General features: G+C 42.2%; 11 protein-coding genes. 1 reads left to right on the forward strand and 10 read right to left on the reverse strand.

Annotated features, from left to right (window positions below):
* Position 1 precedes the first annotated feature (1 nt).
* The 5 genes from ACNOGP_RS18000 to ACNOGP_RS18020 are packed head-to-tail and all read right to left on the reverse strand — an operon-like array spanning position 2 to position 10,168.
* Positions 2 to 2,734, reverse strand: a complete 2,733-nt coding sequence (locus ACNOGP_RS18000; protein WP_418213402.1) for a DUF4458 domain-containing protein — start codon at positions 2,732 to 2,734, stop codon at positions 2 to 4.
* A gap of 19 nt (positions 2,735 to 2,753) precedes the next feature.
* Positions 2,754 to 4,730 carry a DUF5003 domain-containing protein gene (locus ACNOGP_RS18005; protein ID WP_418213403.1) on the reverse strand — a complete coding sequence of 659 codons (1,977 nt, stop codon included), beginning with the start codon at positions 4,728 to 4,730 and terminating at the stop codon, positions 2,754 to 2,756.
* Positions 4,731 to 4,753: 23 nt separating this feature from the next.
* Complete coding sequence (locus tag ACNOGP_RS18010; protein WP_418213404.1) at positions 4,754 to 5,653, reverse strand: DUF4984 domain-containing protein; 900 nt, start codon at positions 5,651 to 5,653, stop codon at positions 4,754 to 4,756.
* Positions 5,654 to 5,671: 18 nt separating this feature from the next.
* Positions 5,672 to 7,207 (reverse strand): RagB/SusD family nutrient uptake outer membrane protein, encoded by a 1,536-nt coding sequence (locus tag ACNOGP_RS18015; protein ID WP_418213405.1) that lies wholly within the window; start codon positions 7,205 to 7,207, stop codon positions 5,672 to 5,674.
* 18 nt (positions 7,208 to 7,225) lie between these two features.
* Complete coding sequence (locus ACNOGP_RS18020; RefSeq protein ID WP_418213406.1) at positions 7,226 to 10,168, reverse strand: SusC/RagA family TonB-linked outer membrane protein; 2,943 nt, start codon at positions 10,166 to 10,168, stop codon at positions 7,226 to 7,228.
* 601 nt (positions 10,169 to 10,769) lie between these two features.
* Here ACNOGP_RS18020 and ACNOGP_RS18025 point away from each other — a divergent pair.
* Positions 10,770 to 12,695 (forward strand): NAD(+) synthase, encoded by a 1,926-nt coding sequence (locus ACNOGP_RS18025; protein ID WP_418213407.1) that lies wholly within the window; start codon positions 10,770 to 10,772, stop codon positions 12,693 to 12,695.
* 89 nt (positions 12,696 to 12,784) lie between these two features.
* Here ACNOGP_RS18025 and hisB read toward each other — a convergent pair whose 3' ends face one another.
* The 5 genes from hisB to ACNOGP_RS18050 form a co-directional block, all read right to left on the reverse strand.
* A complete protein-coding gene (gene hisB / locus ACNOGP_RS18030; protein ID WP_418213408.1) occupies positions 12,785 to 13,909 on the reverse strand; it encodes a bifunctional histidinol-phosphatase/imidazoleglycerol-phosphate dehydratase HisB in 1,125 nt (374 codons plus the stop codon).
* Positions 13,910 to 13,912: 3 nt separating this feature from the next.
* Entirely contained in the window at positions 13,913 to 14,953 is a 1,041-nt protein-coding gene (gene hisC, locus ACNOGP_RS18035) for a histidinol-phosphate transaminase (RefSeq protein WP_418213409.1), read from the reverse strand.
* An 8-nt stretch (positions 14,954 to 14,961) separates the two neighbouring features.
* Positions 14,962 to 16,245, reverse strand: a complete 1,284-nt coding sequence (gene hisD / locus ACNOGP_RS18040) for a histidinol dehydrogenase (RefSeq protein WP_418213410.1) — start codon at positions 16,243 to 16,245, stop codon at positions 14,962 to 14,964.
* Between the two features lie 72 nt (positions 16,246 to 16,317).
* Positions 16,318 to 17,169, reverse strand: a complete 852-nt coding sequence (hisG, locus tag ACNOGP_RS18045) for an ATP phosphoribosyltransferase (RefSeq protein WP_418213411.1) — start codon at positions 17,167 to 17,169, stop codon at positions 16,318 to 16,320.
* 256 nt (positions 17,170 to 17,425) lie between these two features.
* Positions 17,426 to 17,917 (reverse strand): PaaI family thioesterase, encoded by a 492-nt coding sequence (locus ACNOGP_RS18050; protein ID WP_186967908.1) that lies wholly within the window; start codon positions 17,915 to 17,917, stop codon positions 17,426 to 17,428.
* Positions 17,918 to 17,922: the final 5 nt, after the last annotated feature.

Consider the following 17,922-nt stretch of genomic DNA (forward strand, 5'->3'; position numbering starts at 1 on the left):
ATTATCGTTCAATACCTAAAGCATCGCAACCACGAATATCCTGAGTAGTATCATAGAACAGCATATATGCACCCGCTTTAATATAAGAGCATACGCTGGTCACATCAATAGATATATTCGGATTATCTGCGATATCCAATATCCGAAGTTGTGGTGTCAAAGTCTCATCCACTTTACGGATGTCGTTCGAGCCGATTTGCAACTGTATCAAGCTTGGGCAAGTAGTAATACCCGTCGGCCATTGGCGCAAGATACGGTTACCCTCGGCATCCCGTTGATGGCGAATACCGAAAGCCAGCAACTGGCTACTGTTCAACGGCTGTGTCGGGAACTTGGAGAAGCAGTTATAGCTAACATCCATATTGCTCAAATAAGGCAAGGTAGTTGCCCGGAAATCATCAGACAAACTTGTCAGCTTATTAAATCGCAAATCAATGACAGTCAGCAAATACGTATTCTTATAATTTCCTTCTTTCGGCTTAAGTGAATTTGCCGGAATCGATTCCATTTCATTGTTGCTCAAGTCGATGGTTGAAATCGGAGAACCGGCCGCAAACAATTCTTTAGGGAAATTCTTAATCTTGTTGTACGACAAGGTTACCGTACTGGCATTAATACCCTTATAATTAGCCAACGAGCAATTTATATTTTTGCCGTCTACCGAACCGATCTCATTATATGAGAAATTGACAGAGCCCATAATATACACAGATTTGGCATTGAAGATGTTCGGGATATATTTCAGCTTATTATGAGAAAAGCTCAATCCTTCCACCTGATCTGTAAATGCGCAAAATTCGTCAGGAATTTCCTCAATGTGGTTATAATCCAACATAAGGCTTGACAACTTGACACCTGTACCAAAAGCTTCTACCTTTTCTATATTATTGTGTGTACAATCAAGCAAACCCAGTTTTTCCATCTTTTGTAAAGACGTGGATGGAGGAAAGGATTCCAGCTTGTTATAACCTAAATAAAGAATCTGAATCTTTGGTCCCGTTGTCGGAGAATCAGCCAGCTTTTGCCAATCGTCCTTCAATTGTTGTGGTTCGATGCCCCGGTTGCAAGCAAGGTTCAACAACTGTAATTCCGGAAGCTCATACACAAAATCCGGAACCTGCTTCATATTTTGACAGTTATACAATTCCACGTCTGTCAGGTCCTTCAGATTACTCCAGCTCAAATCTTCGTCCGCATACTGTTTAGCATATTCAGAATCGGCATCTTCCCATCCTGTAGCAATATTATCAGAAGTAATGGGCGAATTAGCCAGATAAAGTGTCTGCAACTTGGTCAATCGTTGCATAGCCTTTGAAATAAATGTGATATTATTAGTCAGCCCGCCTATTTGCGTATCCTTCAATGTGACACGGGTATCTTTCTTTATCGGCTGCAAATCAGGATGTTGGTTGATACCGTTTTGCAACATTTCCGACATATTCAGACGCGGGTCATAGTCAAGATACATTGTCTTATAGTGCATACGTATTCTTTGCTTCTGCTCATCACTCATATTAGAGGTCAATTCATCCTCACCGAACAGTCTGCCGGTCAACACTTCGCTATGTGTACCAAAAGCAAGTGTTTTCAATTCCGTCAACTGTCCGATAGCATCGGGCACCCTGCCGCTGGCACCGAATCCTGACAATGAAAGTCCGGTGACACGTCCTTTATTATCCAGTTCCACACCCGGCTGATCTCCCCACATATCCAATTCTTTATTGAAATTCCAGTTCGAACGACTCACAGTATTATTATTCACCGTAAAGGCCTTGTATCTCCAGTTCGGTCCATCCAATGCCTCCCAGATAGCTTTCAGCGCTAAATAGTCTTTGATGTACTCTGCAGTCTCCGACAATAGAATGGGCACATTCGCATCTTCTGTCAATTCATTGTCTCTCACAACAAACGGTTCGCCTCTTACAGACTGTGTTTCAAGCTGAGCTTTTACCGCACCACTCTTTGAGTAAGTGGTATATGCCACTACCCGATAAGTACCGGCAGGAAGCCATACGGCAGAGTCACATGTCGCCACGCCGATATCCATATATTTGTCATTAGGATTAGTAGGGTTCTGATGTTCCTTCGAACCTTCTTCATAAGTGACTTTCATTCCTTTCAACTCTTTCGTGACACGAGTGAAAGTATTCATCACCGTCACGTCTATGATGCGAATATTGCTAAACAGATATTCACCAGATGCACGTGTGGTAGTTATATCACGAAGCCCTTCTTTCGACAACTTAAAAGTTACAGTTCCACGGGGTACAGCATCTACAGTCAATGCTTGTTCCCGAAGCCCTCCACTGATAATGACAAATTCATCATTGTCGCCACCGGGACCTGCCAAGAGGACCCTATCGAGTTTGTCATACAGATAATAACCAATAACTTTGTAAGTACCGGCCAATAACTGCAATTTGTCACTACGCAGACCATATTCCGCATTATCCGTATTGTATGCGTTTAAAGGCAAAGTCTGCGAAACGGTCGTACCGTTATAATTCATCACAACCATAATTTTTTGCGCCATGAACAACGAATCCAGTTTATCCGTCCCACGAGTGGTTGTTCCTTCTTTATAAGAGGTACTTTTGTAGACTTTGAACTGCACATAACCGTATTGGGTCTGCAATTCATCGTCATCATCGGAGCACCCTGTCACCACTACCATCGTCAATAAGCCGATAATGAGGGGCAAGAAGAATATTGAGTATAATTTTTGTAGATTCATTTAATCTATTATTTGATTACTATTTAATGGAGATAAACAAGCCATGTTTTTGATTATCTTCTCCTGTAATTACTAGAAGTATAGGTTTTGCTATAGAATTATCGCCAAGCCATACATTCACACCATCTTTGTCATCAAGTATAACTATATTGTCTCCAACATTAATAGTTGAGAAATTTTCAGTTTCATGGCATGTATATGAAGAAACTTTAGAAGTAGCCAAATATATATTCATAGATGTCGACGGTTCGGTAATCTCAAAAAGATCTGTCAAACCTAGCTCACCTATAATCCAACTAGCACCTCCATAATCAACACCGGCATATGGTTTACAAACAGGTTGAGATGCCCCTGTAGGGTCCATTACAGTAAAGACTGTTGCAGCTTCTCCTCCGCCACCTTCGGTTATATTACTTGCCCGAACAATTAACATCGCTTTATCATTTGCAGTCTCACCGGAAACAACTATAAAAATATCCCTGCCACCAGCCACAGTAGTCGAGACACTCATTGTATTACCAGATGGGGATATAATATCATTGGGGGCATCTCCTTCATTGTCCAAATAATAACATTTAGCATCATAAATTTCAAAAGTAACGGTTACATATATACTATTGGTTGGTTCCTTTATTTCAGAAATGCCTTGTACTCCATATTCACTTTTATAATAACTAGCGTCCTCCCCCATATATGTCGAACACTCAATACTTTCCATATTTCCTATTGCGTTTTGTGCAGAGAAAAATTGTGTATCACTGCCACTTTTTATTTCCTTTTGAGTGAACTGAAGAACAAGATTAGCCTCCGAATATTTATAAACGATTTCTTCACCATCAATGATAGTCTCTTGTAAATCATCTTTTATACTTTCATACTCAGCGCGAGAAAATACGAGTACATATCCAGTTCTTTCCTTAGAAGCCCCATATTCAGGTACATATTCATTTATAGTGAGCTTAATATGTCCATCTTTCTTGCCCTCTGCATTTTTATCCTCGTAACTCATCCATAGTTCATACGGGTTAGATTGATCTATAACCCATAAATTACCATCCCAACCTTTTTCTACAAATACTACCTCATAATCATCTTCCAACGTCTTAACCGTAAACGGTAAGCGATTTCTGAAAGTAGTATTGCTGCTTCCTGTGCCTGCCGTACTACTTCCACCATGAGTGAAAGTCTTTCCATCTAAAGATACAACCCAATCATACTGATTAGTCGACGGACGAGTCAATTCCATTACCCCAGGAGCCATACCCTCATAAGACAATTTGACAGAACGGAAAGCCCTTCCTTCGTCGTCAGAGAACGTAATCACATTCCCTTCATCAGCTCCCACCGGATACTTTTCACGGCTTTCATTCTCTATTATCTTCAAGCCACCCTTCACTTGCTGATTAACAGCTCCTACCATAGCTCCACCTTCTAATTCTACCCAACCCGGCAGATTGGTAGCAGCGAAACGGAAATTAGCTTTAACACTAAACTGGGCAAATTCCCGATAACCCACATTAAGCGCTTCTCCGTCAGAAATTTCATTTCCATCTTTATCATATATCGTCAACTCATAGTCCACAAGAGAACGAGTAATCTCTCCAATCACAATGGTCTGACCGCCCATCGTCAATTCCAATTTGGCTACACTGGTATTACCTACTTTTTGGTTATCATCGGTAATCAAAAGTGTAACAGTTTGTGTTCCGGCTGTTCCGGACATAATAAACTCTTCCATGTCATCGGTCTTGAACTTACACCAAATAGCAGAAGAGGCCAAACTCCAATTTGTATTAGCCGTGAAAGTAAATTCTCTTGTATCACCGGCATTGCAAATGAGATTCTGCTTCTCGGGAAATATCGGAGTCACCGCATCATCGTCATCGTCCGAACATGCCGACAGGCCGAAAGTCGTAAGTAAGCCGATGAAGAGCAAACTCTTGCATAATGTCTTCATGCAGATACCCCCTAGTGGTTTTAAACTAAGCTTTTTCATATCTATATTATATTACTTATTTTTTAATATCCTTGTTCTTTTAATTTTTCCGCTTCGGCATCACTTATCCATTCAATGACATGCATGAATGTACCTACCGTGCCAAATGATGTTCCATCTCTTTCGTCCACACTCATCGTGACATACTGGAATACGAAATTCTCGTTGGTACTGTAATATGAAGTGTAGGCAGTAGGCTGACTGATCAATAACTTACCGTTGCCATAAGGAGCACCGAAAGCTTGTCCTGTAGTAGCACATACCTGTTCTTCCATTTCAACCAGCGGTTCCTGAATGTCGTCACGATTAAAAGTGATTTCCGTATCGTATCCGTCATAGTAGAGGTTATGTATGACAACCGTGTTCTCCTTGCCTTCTACGACATCGGATTTTACCAAACGTAACTCCAAATTATTCATATAACTTTGGAAATAAGTCGAAGTGACGACACAATATCCGGTAAAGTTCTTGATGTCAAACGGACGGATTTTGTGCAACACGACTTTCGCCTCTGTCCCGTACAACTTCCATTGATCGGCTTCGGGGATGATAAGCCGCATAGCGAAACCCAACGAATCATTAATGTTGAGATTCTTATAAAAACCCTGCACATCCACATTTGTAGTCATTTCACCCGCTTTTATGGTAACGGTGTTCGACAATATATTGTAATGCTTGCCTTCCACGGCATTACTCTCCCGGTCTATCACTTCAACTGCAAAAGTGCGGTCGTAGTCGACAGGAGCAGTGGTGGAAATAGGAACTTTGAATATCTCATTCGTTTCTTGCACGGGATAAGAATAAAGCGTGTCGGAAAACATAAGATAACTGGCTCCGTTGTACACCACCTTGTCCTGGTCGCATCCGGAGAGAGCTACCAGAGCAGCAATGGCTGCCATACATCCTATTAATAATTTCTTCATTATCGTATACTTTTAATCTTATTTGTTACTTTCATTCGGTTCTACTTGCGAACCGGGAGCATCCAACTCATGCTGCGGTATCGGCCACACGAACAAAGGATCGTCAGCTTCGACTTTCAATCTGTCGCCACTGTCCAATGACTGGTCTTGCGGCTTACGCTCGAATCCCTTGTGCCAACGCTTCAAATCATGAAGGCGGAACCCTTCCATATAAAGTTCTTTCACACGCTCGGCTTCGATAACCTCCATCGCATTAGCGGCACTCAACGCTGTAGAACCTCCATAAGTGGTATAGCGTGCCGTACGAATGGCTGTGATATCTTTTCCGGCACGACCGTAATCCGGCTGTTCTTTCTGTACATAAGCCTCTGCACGTATCAGATATTGTTCCGACAAACGAAGGACTTTCGGCATAGAGACATGAAGTATCTTGGCATTATAGAATGTCTCGTTACCAAAATACTTTATCAGCAAAGGCCATGAGAGATGATGGCTATAGCCGGTAGTGTAGGACTGGAAGAAAGTAGACACACGCAAGTCGTTATTATTATATGAATTGATCACCCAAGTGGCCGGCACATAATCAGGACGGAAACTGGTATAGTCGTAATTAAAGAAAATCTCTCCTAAACGGCCGCCATAAGAATTGACCGTGAAACCTACCTTAAAGATAATTTCAGTAGAAAGGTCGTTGGTCCACATATACTTATAATAGCTGACATCGGAAGAAATATTGTTAGTACAACTGGACAAGAGATAGTAATTGCTATCTATCACCTTGCTCGAGTACTTAATAGCTTCATCCCATTTTCTCATATAAAGAGCGACACGTGCGCGCAAGGCGTATACTGTGTACTCGTTAAAATAAGTAGCATTGTTGTACAAAGCACCGTCAAGAGAGGGATCATAATCTTTGTCCAATGCCAGTAATTCGGCTGCACGGTCGAGATCTTTCAGAATAAACTCATAAGAATCTTTCAGCGACGCACGCTTCATCACTTCATCTCCCTGATAGTGTTCCGTCAGAACCACACCCAATTGATTGGCTGCATCATCGTCGTCCTCATAAGCCTTACAGAAAAGCTTCACTAACTCCGAATAGGCAAGCGCACGGGCAAAATAGGTTTCTCCGCAATACTGTTCTATCTTATCCAAATCATTATCATCGGTCGTTATTTTTCTAACCCCGTCTACACGGTCGAGCAGAAAATTACAACGATTGATTACATTGTATAATGCTGCATAAACAGCCTCGATACTCTTATTTGTAGACAGGATATCCTTCCAACGCCAGATATCTCCGTAAATATTCGTATTTTCTTTTATTCCATATACAAAGTCTGTCTGCAAGTCAGGCAACAGCGTAAGATTGCCGGAATAGAGGGCACTGCTTTTAAAAGCAGCATAAATACCTATTACCGCCTGATTCACATCACTTACCGTCTGGATAGCCTCATCGAAAGGAATAGAGTCCTCGGGCATCTTATCCAAACAAGAAGTGGCAGAAAACACCACGGTGGCCAACAGGAAATATAATTTAAATTTCTTAATCATCTTTCTTTAATATACTAGTTAGAATGAAACTTCAACACCCAAGGTAAATTGACGAGAAGCCGGATATTGCGCTCTATAAATATTACTTGATACTTCCGGGTCGAGTCCGGTAAAGCCGGTCCAAGTCAGAAGATTTTGCCCCTGCAGGTAAACCCGTGCGGATGTGAAGAAATTAGTTTTCTTCAACAATGACTGGGGCAGCAAATATCCTAACGTCAAATTCTTCAAACGCAGGAATGAAGAGTTCTCAAGAAAGCGATCGTCCAATTGAGCGTTCACATTGTAACGAGGAATATCCGTGATATCACCGGGCTTTTTCCAACGGTTATACAGCAATCGTTTCGACTGATTATAAGCACTGAACAACCCGTTACTCTCTTCAAAGAAGCGGTCGTTGTTCATCACATAGCGTTTCGCCATCCAGGTGAACTGCGCAGACAATGAAAGTCCTTTCCAGGTAAGGGTGGTTCCAAAACCTCCCATCCAGGGAGAGTCAAACGTCTTACCGGTCATCACTTTATCTTCTTCACGAAACCCGGTCGTCAGTTCTCCGTCGGCAGTATACCACAAAGCATCACCATTGGCAGGATTGACTCCGGCATAACGGTTCAGGTAGTATTCATGCACAGGATGTCCCACCAGATATTTCAACCCGGTAGTAGAGTTTACATACTCTTGCACACCATTATAAAGTTCCAACAATTTATTCTTATTATAAGACACATTCGCGCTTAGATTCCAGGTGAACTCTTTTGTGCGGATTACATCACCGTCCACCGCTATCTCCACACCGCGATTCATCATGGCACCGACATTTTGCCATCCACTACTTTCACCGGTCATAGCATAAGGTTTGGGTACATACATCAGCATATCGGTCGTTTTCTTATAATAGAAATCAAAATTCACATTGGCACGATCGAAAATCCCGAAAGTCACACCTATATTATTTGCCCAAGTCTGCTCCCAACTCAGCTTCTCATTTCCGCTTTGCATAGGGTAGATACCGGCTTCATCATTATAATTGGCGTTTCCGGAAACAAGTGCGAGATGGTCGTAATAAGGAATTTCCGAGTTACCCGAAGTACCGGTACTCGCCTTTACCTGCGCGGAGGTCAACCAGCTCACATCTTTCAGAAAAGCTTCATTCTTTATGTTCCACATAAAAGCCAACGACCAGAATGCTCCCCAACGATGGTCTTTACCGAAACGGGAAGAAGCATCCGTACGCGCTGTCACTTCAGCATAATACAGATTTTTGAAATTGTACTCGCCACGAAAAAAAAGCGACAGGCAAGAATAGGAACTGGAGACATCCTGCCAGGAAAGCGCACGCGTACCGGCAGTGACATTGGTCAGCTTATCATTGTTCTGCCCGCGTGTGACTACTTGAAAACCTTCAGAACGATAATCGACCGCTTCCTGTCCAAGCATGAAATTGAAAGAATGGTTGTCATTCAACGTCCAATGGTAATTGGCCGTAAGAGTTTCAGTCAGGCTGAGAATATCGGACGAACTGCGACCGGCCACACCGGAATTATCATTAATAATGTAGCTCGGATACGATTGCATGAATGTTTTGGAACGTGTATAATCCGCTCCGAACAACGCACGAACCGTCAGGTTGTTTATCGGAGTAATATCTGCAAAAACAGTGGACAACAGCTTATATTTTTTATGACTCGTAGGATTGTTCGCCATCCATTCGATCGGATTTTGTCCTGTTCCCGTCCAAGTTCCATCATTTTGCGAAGCCAAAGAACCGTCTTGATTATAAGGACTCCAATAAGGCAACATAAAGCGTGAACCTGAAATCGGAGTATACAGCGCCATGTCTCCTTCTTCGGCCTGTTCTACCTCTTCATAAGCCATCATCGTGTTCGTACCTATCTTTAGCCACTTGCTGGCCTTTACCTCGGCATTCGCACGTATATTGTAACGACGGAACGTAGAACTCTGAGCAATACCATCCTGATCGTAGAAACCTCCCGAAACGTAATAGTTCAAACGGTCGGTGGCACGATTGACCGACAACTCATAACTCTGCAACGGAGCACGGTCGTTGAACACTTCATCCAACCAATTGACATCAGTACGTGAAAGCAGATTGTAGTCCTTGCCTTTACCCCAACCTATTTCTTTTTCAAATTGAATGCGCTCTGCAGTGTTCATCATCATCCAATTGTCATCCGATGCCAATTGTGAAAATCCCCACTGACCACGCAGTGTCACTTTTGCTTTATCCATTGCCAACCCGCGTTTGGAAGTAATCACAACCACGCCGTTGGCCGCACGGGCACCATAGATAGAAGTGGACGAGGCATCCTTCAACACGGATATGGACTCTATATCCCCCGGACTAATGGTATTAAAGTCGGAACTGGAAATAGGCACACCATCCAAAATAAACAATGGAGACGTTCCCGAGTTAATGGAGTTTGTACCTCGAATCTGGAAGACAGCAGCTTTACTGGGTTCTCCTGAACTTGAAATGACCGACAAGCCCGGAGTCTGTCCCTGTAAAGACTGGTCGAACCCTGCCGCCGGCACATTTTCCATTTTTTCCGCCTTTACGACAGATACGGCACCCGCAATCGTTCCTTTTTTGCGCGTTCCATATGCCACTACCACTACTTCGTCTATCAATGCAGCGTCTGAAACCAGACGAACATTAAGTGTACCGGTTCGGGCATTGACCGCATGTTGCTGAGATTGCATACCGACGTAAGAGAACTGCAAAACAGCGTTTCCCGCCCTCTTAATCTCAAGAGTGTATTTACCATCTATATCGGTAATCACACCATTCGTTGTACCTTTCTCTAACACAGACACGCCAATCATCGGCTCGTTATCTTCCGCCGAAACGACTTGTCCCGTTACCTTATATCCACCTTGTGCAAAAAGCATGAGAGGGACATTCAGTAGAGCAAAGAGTACAAACAAGAGAATTGATTTTCTCATCTTTGATACTTGAATTAAAATTAATAAATTTGATTTATTTTTCTTGATTGTTCGCAATTATAAAACGCATCCGCTCTATCGTCAGCAACGACAAAGAGATAGTTCGATAGTTTGTGATAAAATAGAATAGATATGTTTAACTTGGCTGGTTCTTAATATTACGCCAAATATTAATATACTGCTTTTGTGCTGCAACTGTAGAAATAAAAAATATATCCATTTTCTCTTAAATTATATTCGCTAACAAGTAATATTGCTTGTTCTTAGTGTTATAAGCATATAAATTGCTTTAATTTGGCTACAAATATAAATATTATAGTTAAATAAAAGAAACAAAATGTCGCATATTTTGCACCAAATTTCCACTAATATCTTTTTAATAGTTTATATTATCAAAAAAATCGATTATATAGTTAAATCTACCAGATGTAGTTTATAGAAATACGCAAATAGACTATCTTTTTGATACATCATTTAATTGTTTAAGCAACAGTATCCTAAACCACTTAAAATATCTCTTTTTGAGGATTCACAATAGAAACGATAAATATTCAAAACTATTTCCTATTTTTGCATCCACTATATATAAATAAGGTATAAGATGAACTACGGATTCGTGAAAGTAGCAGCAGCCGTGCCACACGTCAAAGTGGCTGACTGCAAATTCAATGTAGAGAAGATAGAAAGTCTGATTGCTGTAGCCGAAGGAAAAGGAGTACAGATCATTGTATTCCCTGAAATGAGTGTCACAGGATATACTTGCGGTGACCTGTTCGGACAACAGCTATTACTTGAAGAAGCTGAAATGGGGTTAATGCAAATATTAAATAATACCCGCCAATTAGATATCATATCCATTGTCGGTATGCCCGTTATCGTCAATTCAATGGTAGTCAATGCAGCCGTGACTATTCAAAAGGGAAAGATAATAGGTGTTACCGCTAAAACCTACCTGCCCAATTATAAAGAGTTCTACGAACAACGCTGGTTTACTTCCTCGCTTCAAGTAAAAACAGATGTTGTACGTCTATGCGGACAGATTGTTCCGATCGGAGCAAATCTTCTTTTCGAGACTTCGGATACAACGTTTGGTATCGAAATTTGCGAAGATCTCTGGGCTACTATTCCGCCTAGTTCCTCCCTCGCATTGCAGGGGGCGGAGATCATTTTCAATATGTCCGCCGACAATGAAGGAATCGGGAAACATAATTATCTCTGTTCACTTATCAACCAACAGTCCGCACGTTGTATTGCCGGATATATATTCTCGTCATGTGGTTTCGGAGAGTCGACCACAGATGTAGTATTTGCAGGCAACGGGTTGATCTATGAAAACGGAACGCTTCTTGCACGCAGTGAGCGTTTCAGCATGGAAGAGCAACTAATTATCAGCGAAATAGATGTAGAGCGTATCCGAGCCGAACGTAGGATAAATACGACTTTTGCTGCCAACCAGGCAAATCCGGGAGATAAAAAAGCGGTTACTATCTCAACAGAATTTGTCAACAGCAAAGAGCTTGTGCTAACCCGGAAGTTCAATCCCCATCCTTTTGTGCCCCAAGGAGCTGAATTAAACGAACACTGTGAAGAGGTCTTCTCTATCCAAATAGCCGGGCTGGCTCAAAGGCTGGCTCATACCGGAGCCAAGACTGCCGTAGTCGGCATTTCCGGCGGATTGGATTCAACGCTGGCATTACTTGTTTGCGTGAAGACTTTTGATAAGTTGGGACTACCTCGAAAAAATATTCTCGGTATCACCATGCCGGGCTTCGGAACAACCGACCGTACTTACAACAACGCCCTTGACCTGATGAAATCATTGGGAATATCGATACGTGAGATCAGTATCAAGGAAGCTTGCATCCAGCATTTTAAGGATATAGATCATGATATAAATATACATGATGTCACCTACGAGAACTCTCAAGCACGTGAACGCACCCAAATATTGATGGATGTTGCCAATCAGACTTGGGGGATGGTCATCGGAACTGGAGATTTATCGGAACTTGCATTGGGATGGGCGACTTACAATGGCGACCATATGTCCATGTACGGTGTAAATGCCAGTGTTCCTAAAACTCTTGTAAAATATCTGGTACAATGGGTAGCTGAAAATGGTGTGGATGAAAATTCAAAAGCAACTTTACTCGATATCGTAGATACTCCTATCAGTCCGGAACTGATTCCGGCAGATGAAAACGGGGAAATAAAACAAAAGACAGAAGATCTGGTAGGTCCATACGAGTTGCACGATTTCTTCCTTTATTATTTCTTGCGTTTCGGCTTCCGACCTTCCAAGATATTCTATCTGGCAAATAGTGCATTCAAAGGTGTTTATGATGAAGAAACCATCAAGAAATGGCTTTCGACTTTCTTCCGCCGTTTCTTTAATCAGCAATTCAAACGCTCCTGTCTGCCCGACGGTCCTAAAGTAGGAAGTATTTCTATCAGTCCGCGAGGAGACTGGAGAATGCCTAGTGACGCAAGTTCAGCCATGTGGCTTAAGGAAATTGAAAGTTTATAAATACTATATTATGAGGGTGTCATAATGAATAATAAAACGCAGATTATTTGCATTAATCTGCGTTTTGACACATTCTCATTCTGTTCTCATCAGAGCATTCCTTTACTGGATGGAAGTTCAAAATGATAGATATCACGCTTCAAAGCCATCTTTAAAGCACGGGCAAGCGCTTTAAAGATACCTTCTATCTTATGATGTTCATTCTGTCCCTCTGCTTTAATATTCAAATTCATCTTTGCAGCGTCACTCAACGACTTAAAGAAATGCAGGAACATTTCTGTCGGCATCTCCCCTATCTTCTCACGCTTGAACTCCGCATCCCATACTAGCCAGGGACGTCCGCCGAAATCGAGGCAAACCTGACAGAGGCAGTCATCCATCGGCAGAGCATAGCCATAACGCTCAATACCCCTCTTATTACCCAAAGCTTGATAGATACATTCACCCAATGCAATGGCGGTATCCTCGATGGTATGATGCTCATCCACTTCCAGATCGCCTTTCACACGAATTGTCAAATCCATGCCGGAATGTTTTCCAATCTGTTCGAGCATATGATCGAAAAAGCCAAGACCGGTAGAGATATCACACATTCCATTTCCATCAAGATTCAAAGCTACATAGATATCTGTCTCTTTGGTGGTGCGCTGTACTTCCGCTTTCCGCTCACCGGCAAACAAGTACTCGGCTATCCGATCCCAATCCGTAGTTGCAAGGGTACAGACTTCTTCCAACCCTTTTTCTTTGAGGCTTTCTGTAGAATCCTGCAAATAAATGGCACGACACCCTAAATTTCGGGCAAGTTCCACATCCGTAGGACGATCACCGATAACAAAGCTCCCGGCAAGATCATATTCCGGGTTATCCAGATATTTGGTCAACATACCGGTACGCGGTTTACGGGTAGGAGCATTATCTTCTAGAAAACTTCGGTCAATCAGAATCTCGTCAAAAGTAATTCCCTCGCCCTCCAACGTTTTCAACATCAGATTGTGAGCAGGCCAGAAGGTTTCCTCCGGAAAAGAAGAAGTACCCAGTCCATCCTGATTGGTGACCATTACAAATTCGAAATCGAGTTTACTACGAATAAAGCCTAAGTTGCGGAATACTTTCGGATAGAACTCCAACTTCTCCAATGAGTCGAGCTGATAGTCGATGGGCGGTTCGATAACCAACGTTCCGTCTCTGTCTATAAATAATACTTTCTTTTTCATAATTTATTCCTGGTATTTTTTAAGAGCAGCCAACAAAGTGTCATTTTCCACACGGGTACCAACGGTAACACGCAGGCAGTTGCAACACAGTGAAACGGTGTGACGGTTGCGCACAATGATACCTTCACCTACCAGATAATTATAGATTTTCACAGCATCCGTTACCTCAACCAAAAAGAAATTGGCATCGGACGGAAAGAGTTGAATGGTACAAGGAAGTTTCTCAAATTCCGCTTCCAAATAATCACGCTCTTCCTTCAACGTCTTCACCCAATGTTCTATCTCATAGTATTTGTGTAACATGGAGATGGCTTGTTGTTGGGTAAGTTGATTGACGTTATAAGGGTATTTTATTTTACTGAGGATATCGATAATCTCTTTAGAAGCAAAGGCCATTCCTAAACGGATAGCAGCGCATCCCCACGCTTTGGAGAATGTTTGGAATACCACAAGATTAGGATATTTATCCAGCTCTTCGAGAAAAGAAGGAGCTTCAGAGAAATCATTGTAGGCCTCATCCAACATTACCAATCCTTCAAATCGGTTCAGTACTTTTTCTATCTCAGAACGGAGTAAGTCATTTCCTGTCGGGTTGTTGGGTGAGCAAAGAAAAATAAGTTTGGTATGTTCATCGGTAGCCGCCAATAACTTATCAGCAGAGACCTGAAAGTTATTATCCAACAATACTTTCCGGTATTCGACATCATTCACATCGGCACACACTTGATACATTCCATAGGTAGGATCGATAGCCACTACATTATCTTTACCCGGTTCGCAGAATGCACGAAAAACCAAGTCGATGGCCTCATCGCTACCGTTTCCGAGAAATATATGCTCAGGAGATACTTTCTTTATCTTCGACAACATTGCTTTCAATTCACACTGCATCGGATCCGGATAGCGGTTGTGGGGCGTATTATACGGATTCTCGTTAGCATCCAGAAAGACAGAAGCTGTAACTCCTTTATATTCATCACGAGCCGAAGAGTAGGGTTTCAGTTTCCAGATATTCGGCCGGGTTAGTTCTTGTAAGCGTTTCATATTCATTATTAAATTAGGGTTTTCAGACGGACAGTAACCGCATTTTTATGTGCATCCAAGTGCTCGTTAGCTGCCATTTCTTCAATAGCCGGACCTATTGTTCTTATTCCTTCAGGAAGAATCTCTTGAAATGTAATCTTTCGAATAAAACTGTCCAGACTTACACCGCTATATGCTTTGGCATATCCGTTGGTAGGCAACGTATGATTCGTTCCCGAAGCATAATCACCGGCACTTTCGGGAGTTAAGGAACCCAAGAATACAGAACCGGCATTCGTCACCCGCTCGGCCACTTCCATATAGTTTTCCGTTTCAATGATCAAATGTTCCGGTGCATAAGCATTGGTCAACTCTAATGCTTCATCAAGGTCTTTCACCAAAATAAGCTTACTGTTTTCCAATGATTTGGCTGCTATCTCACGACGGGGAAGTTTTGCCAACTGGCGTTCTACTTCCGCCATTACTTCCGTCTGAAGTTGCTCGGATGTTGTGATCAGCATGGACTGACTATCCACTCCATGTTCCGCCTGCGACAATAAGTCCGCCGCAACGAAAGTCGGATTGGCCGATGCGTCAGCCAATACCTCCACTTCGGAAGGACCTGCGGGCATATCAATCGCTACATCACGCAGACTCACCAATTGTTTGGCAGCCGTCACATATTGATTGCCGGGACCGAAAATTTTATAAACCTTAGGCACGCTTTCCGTTCCGTATGCCATAGCGGCGATAGCCTGTACGCCTCCCGCCTTGAATATTTTGCTGACTCCTGCCAGTTGGGCTGCAAAAAGGATGGCGGGATGAATATTTCCATTCTTATCCGGAGGCGTACAAAGTACAATCTCCTTGCATCCTGCTATTTTAGCGGGAACGGCCAGCATTAGAACTGTTGAGAAAAGAGGTGCCGTTCCTCCCGGAATATAGAGACCTACCTTCTCGATACCTACTGACTTTTGCCAACAAGTTACTCCCTTCATTGTTTCTACCTTCTTGCCGACAAAACGTTGGGAAGAATGGAACGTTTCAATATTTTGTTTAGCTAAAGAGATGGCTGCTTTCAAGTCATCACTTACCAATGCTCCGGCTGCCTGTATCTCTTCCGGACTTACAGCAAGGGCAGACAAAGTAACTTTATCAAAAGTGGCTTCATACTCCAACACAGCTTTATCACCTTCCACCTTTACCTTATCTATAATAGAACGGACGGTATCAAAAAGGCTCTCGGTATTGAGCGCCGGACGTTTCAGAAGTTCCGCCCACTGCTCCTTTGAGGGATATTTAATCAATTTCATGGTTCACCACAGATTACACTGATTTACACAGATTATTTATTTCAATCACGTTATACGGTTTATCTCGATATATTACAGAATCATCTTTTCAATCGGTAACACCAAGATACCTTCAGCTCCCAGTCCCTTCAACTTTCCGATGATTTCCCAGAAACGTTTTTCATCAAGTACCGTATGCACAGAGCACCAACCTTCTTGTGCCAACGGCATTACAGTAGGACTTTTCATACCGGGTAATACGGCAATAATTTCTTCCAATTTATCTTTGGGGGCATTCATCAACACGTATTTCTTGTCTTCAGCTGTTTTCACTGCGTTCATACGGAACAGAAGTTCTTTGAGTACTGCTTTTTTCTCGTCGCTCATGTTTTTATTGCCAATCAACAAGGCTTCCGATTTCATCACGACTTCCACTTCTTTCAGCCGGTTGCTAACCAAAGTAGAACCTGAACTTACAATATCAAAAATTGCATCGGCCAATCCAATACCCGGAGATACTTCAACCGAACCGGTAATCACGTGAATCTCGGCATTCACCCCACTCTTTTTCAAAAAGTTGCGAAGGATTACCGGATAAGAGGTGGCAATCTTCTTTCCTTCGAACCATGATAATCCCGAATATTCAATATCTTTCGGCATGGCCAATGACAAACGGCATTTACTGAATCCCAGACGTTTAATGATTTCAGCGTCTTCTTCTTTTTCCATAAACTCGTTCTCACCGACAATTCCCAAATCAGCTACACCCGTAGCCACTGTTTGCGGGATATCGTCATCACGGAGGAAAAGTACCTCGATAGGGAAATTGGAAGACTGCACCAATAAGGTACGTTTCGTTGTGCTCAACTTGATATCCGATTCTTCTAAAAGTGCCATTGTCTCTTCAAAAAGACGTCCTTTGGCTTGTACTGCGATTCTTAACATGACTTTATCAATTATTATTTTATTAATTACAATTCGTTTTGAGTAAAATAAAAAAGGCTTACCGTATTCGGCAAGCCTTCGTTATCGTTATATAGAGACATATACAATATCATCCACGCCCACCGAGTTATTCGTTAGGAAAATGATGATGATGATGTATAGCTGTATATTTCATATTTCTTTTATTAACTGCGACAAAAGTAAAGTATTTGTTTGATACTGCCAAACATTTATCACAAAAAAATGAGTTTTCATTTCAAATTAAAGGTAATATTTCTTCCGGTTCTACATCACATTGAAGAAAATGCATCTCTTTTCTCGCTTTTTCCTGCGGGAATGTGAAATAGGTACAAACAGCTTCCGTACATACTTCGTCATCCTTATTATATAGCTTCGCTTCAATGATAACAATGTTCCGCTTTATTTCTTTGATGGATGCACGCAACACGACATGGGAGTCTTTCGTATCAATTGACTTCCGGTAACGCGTCTCCATTTTTGAAGTTACTCCTGTTGTCTGCAATTTACGGAGTACGACCCAAGCACAAATCTCATCCAACAAAACGGCCTGAATACCACCATGCAATGTATCAATCCAACCTTGATACTCCGGACGAGGTTTCCAGATACTTACGATTTCCTCGCCGTCCTCGTAAAATTCCATTCTTACTCCGGCTTCATTATTGGGAGCACAACCGAAACAATTGTATCCCTCCAACCCTTTCCAGGGATTTATTATCTTCTTCATGGTTC

This window comes from Bacteroides difficilis (assembly GCF_048319815.1).
Classification (GTDB): Bacteria; Bacteroidota; Bacteroidia; order Bacteroidales; family Bacteroidaceae; genus Bacteroides; species Bacteroides zhangwenhongii.

Bases quoted from the DNA above. Each gene is read 5' to 3' on its own strand.
- ACNOGP_RS18000 (WP_418213402.1), bottom strand. From the start codon at position 2,734: ATGAATCTACAAAAATTATACTCAATATTCTTCTTGCCCCTCATTATC.
- ACNOGP_RS18005 (WP_418213403.1), bottom strand. From the start codon at position 4,730: ATGAAAAAGCTTAGTTTAAAACCACTAGGGGGTATCTGCATGAAGACA.
- ACNOGP_RS18010 (WP_418213404.1), bottom strand. From the start codon at position 5,653: ATGAAGAAATTATTAATAGGATGTATGGCAGCCATTGCTGCTCTGGTA.
- ACNOGP_RS18015 (WP_418213405.1), bottom strand. From the start codon at position 7,207: ATGATTAAGAAATTTAAATTATATTTCCTGTTGGCCACCGTGGTGTTT.
- ACNOGP_RS18020 (WP_418213406.1), bottom strand. From the start codon at position 10,168: ATGAGAAAATCAATTCTCTTGTTTGTACTCTTTGCTCTACTGAATGTC.
- ACNOGP_RS18025 (WP_418213407.1), top strand. From the start codon at position 10,770: ATGAACTACGGATTCGTGAAAGTAGCAGCAGCCGTGCCACACGTCAAA.
- hisB (WP_418213408.1), bottom strand. From the start codon at position 13,909: ATGAAAAAGAAAGTATTATTTATAGACAGAGACGGAACGTTGGTTATC.
- hisC (WP_418213409.1), bottom strand. From the start codon at position 14,953: ATGAAACGCTTACAAGAACTAACCCGGCCGAATATCTGGAAACTGAAA.
- hisD (WP_418213410.1), bottom strand. From the start codon at position 16,245: ATGAAATTGATTAAATATCCCTCAAAGGAGCAGTGGGCGGAACTTCTG.
- hisG (WP_418213411.1), bottom strand. From the start codon at position 17,169: ATGTTAAGAATCGCAGTACAAGCCAAAGGACGTCTTTTTGAAGAGACA.
- ACNOGP_RS18050 (WP_186967908.1), bottom strand. From the start codon at position 17,917: ATGAAGAAGATAATAAATCCCTGGAAAGGGTTGGAGGGATACAATTGT.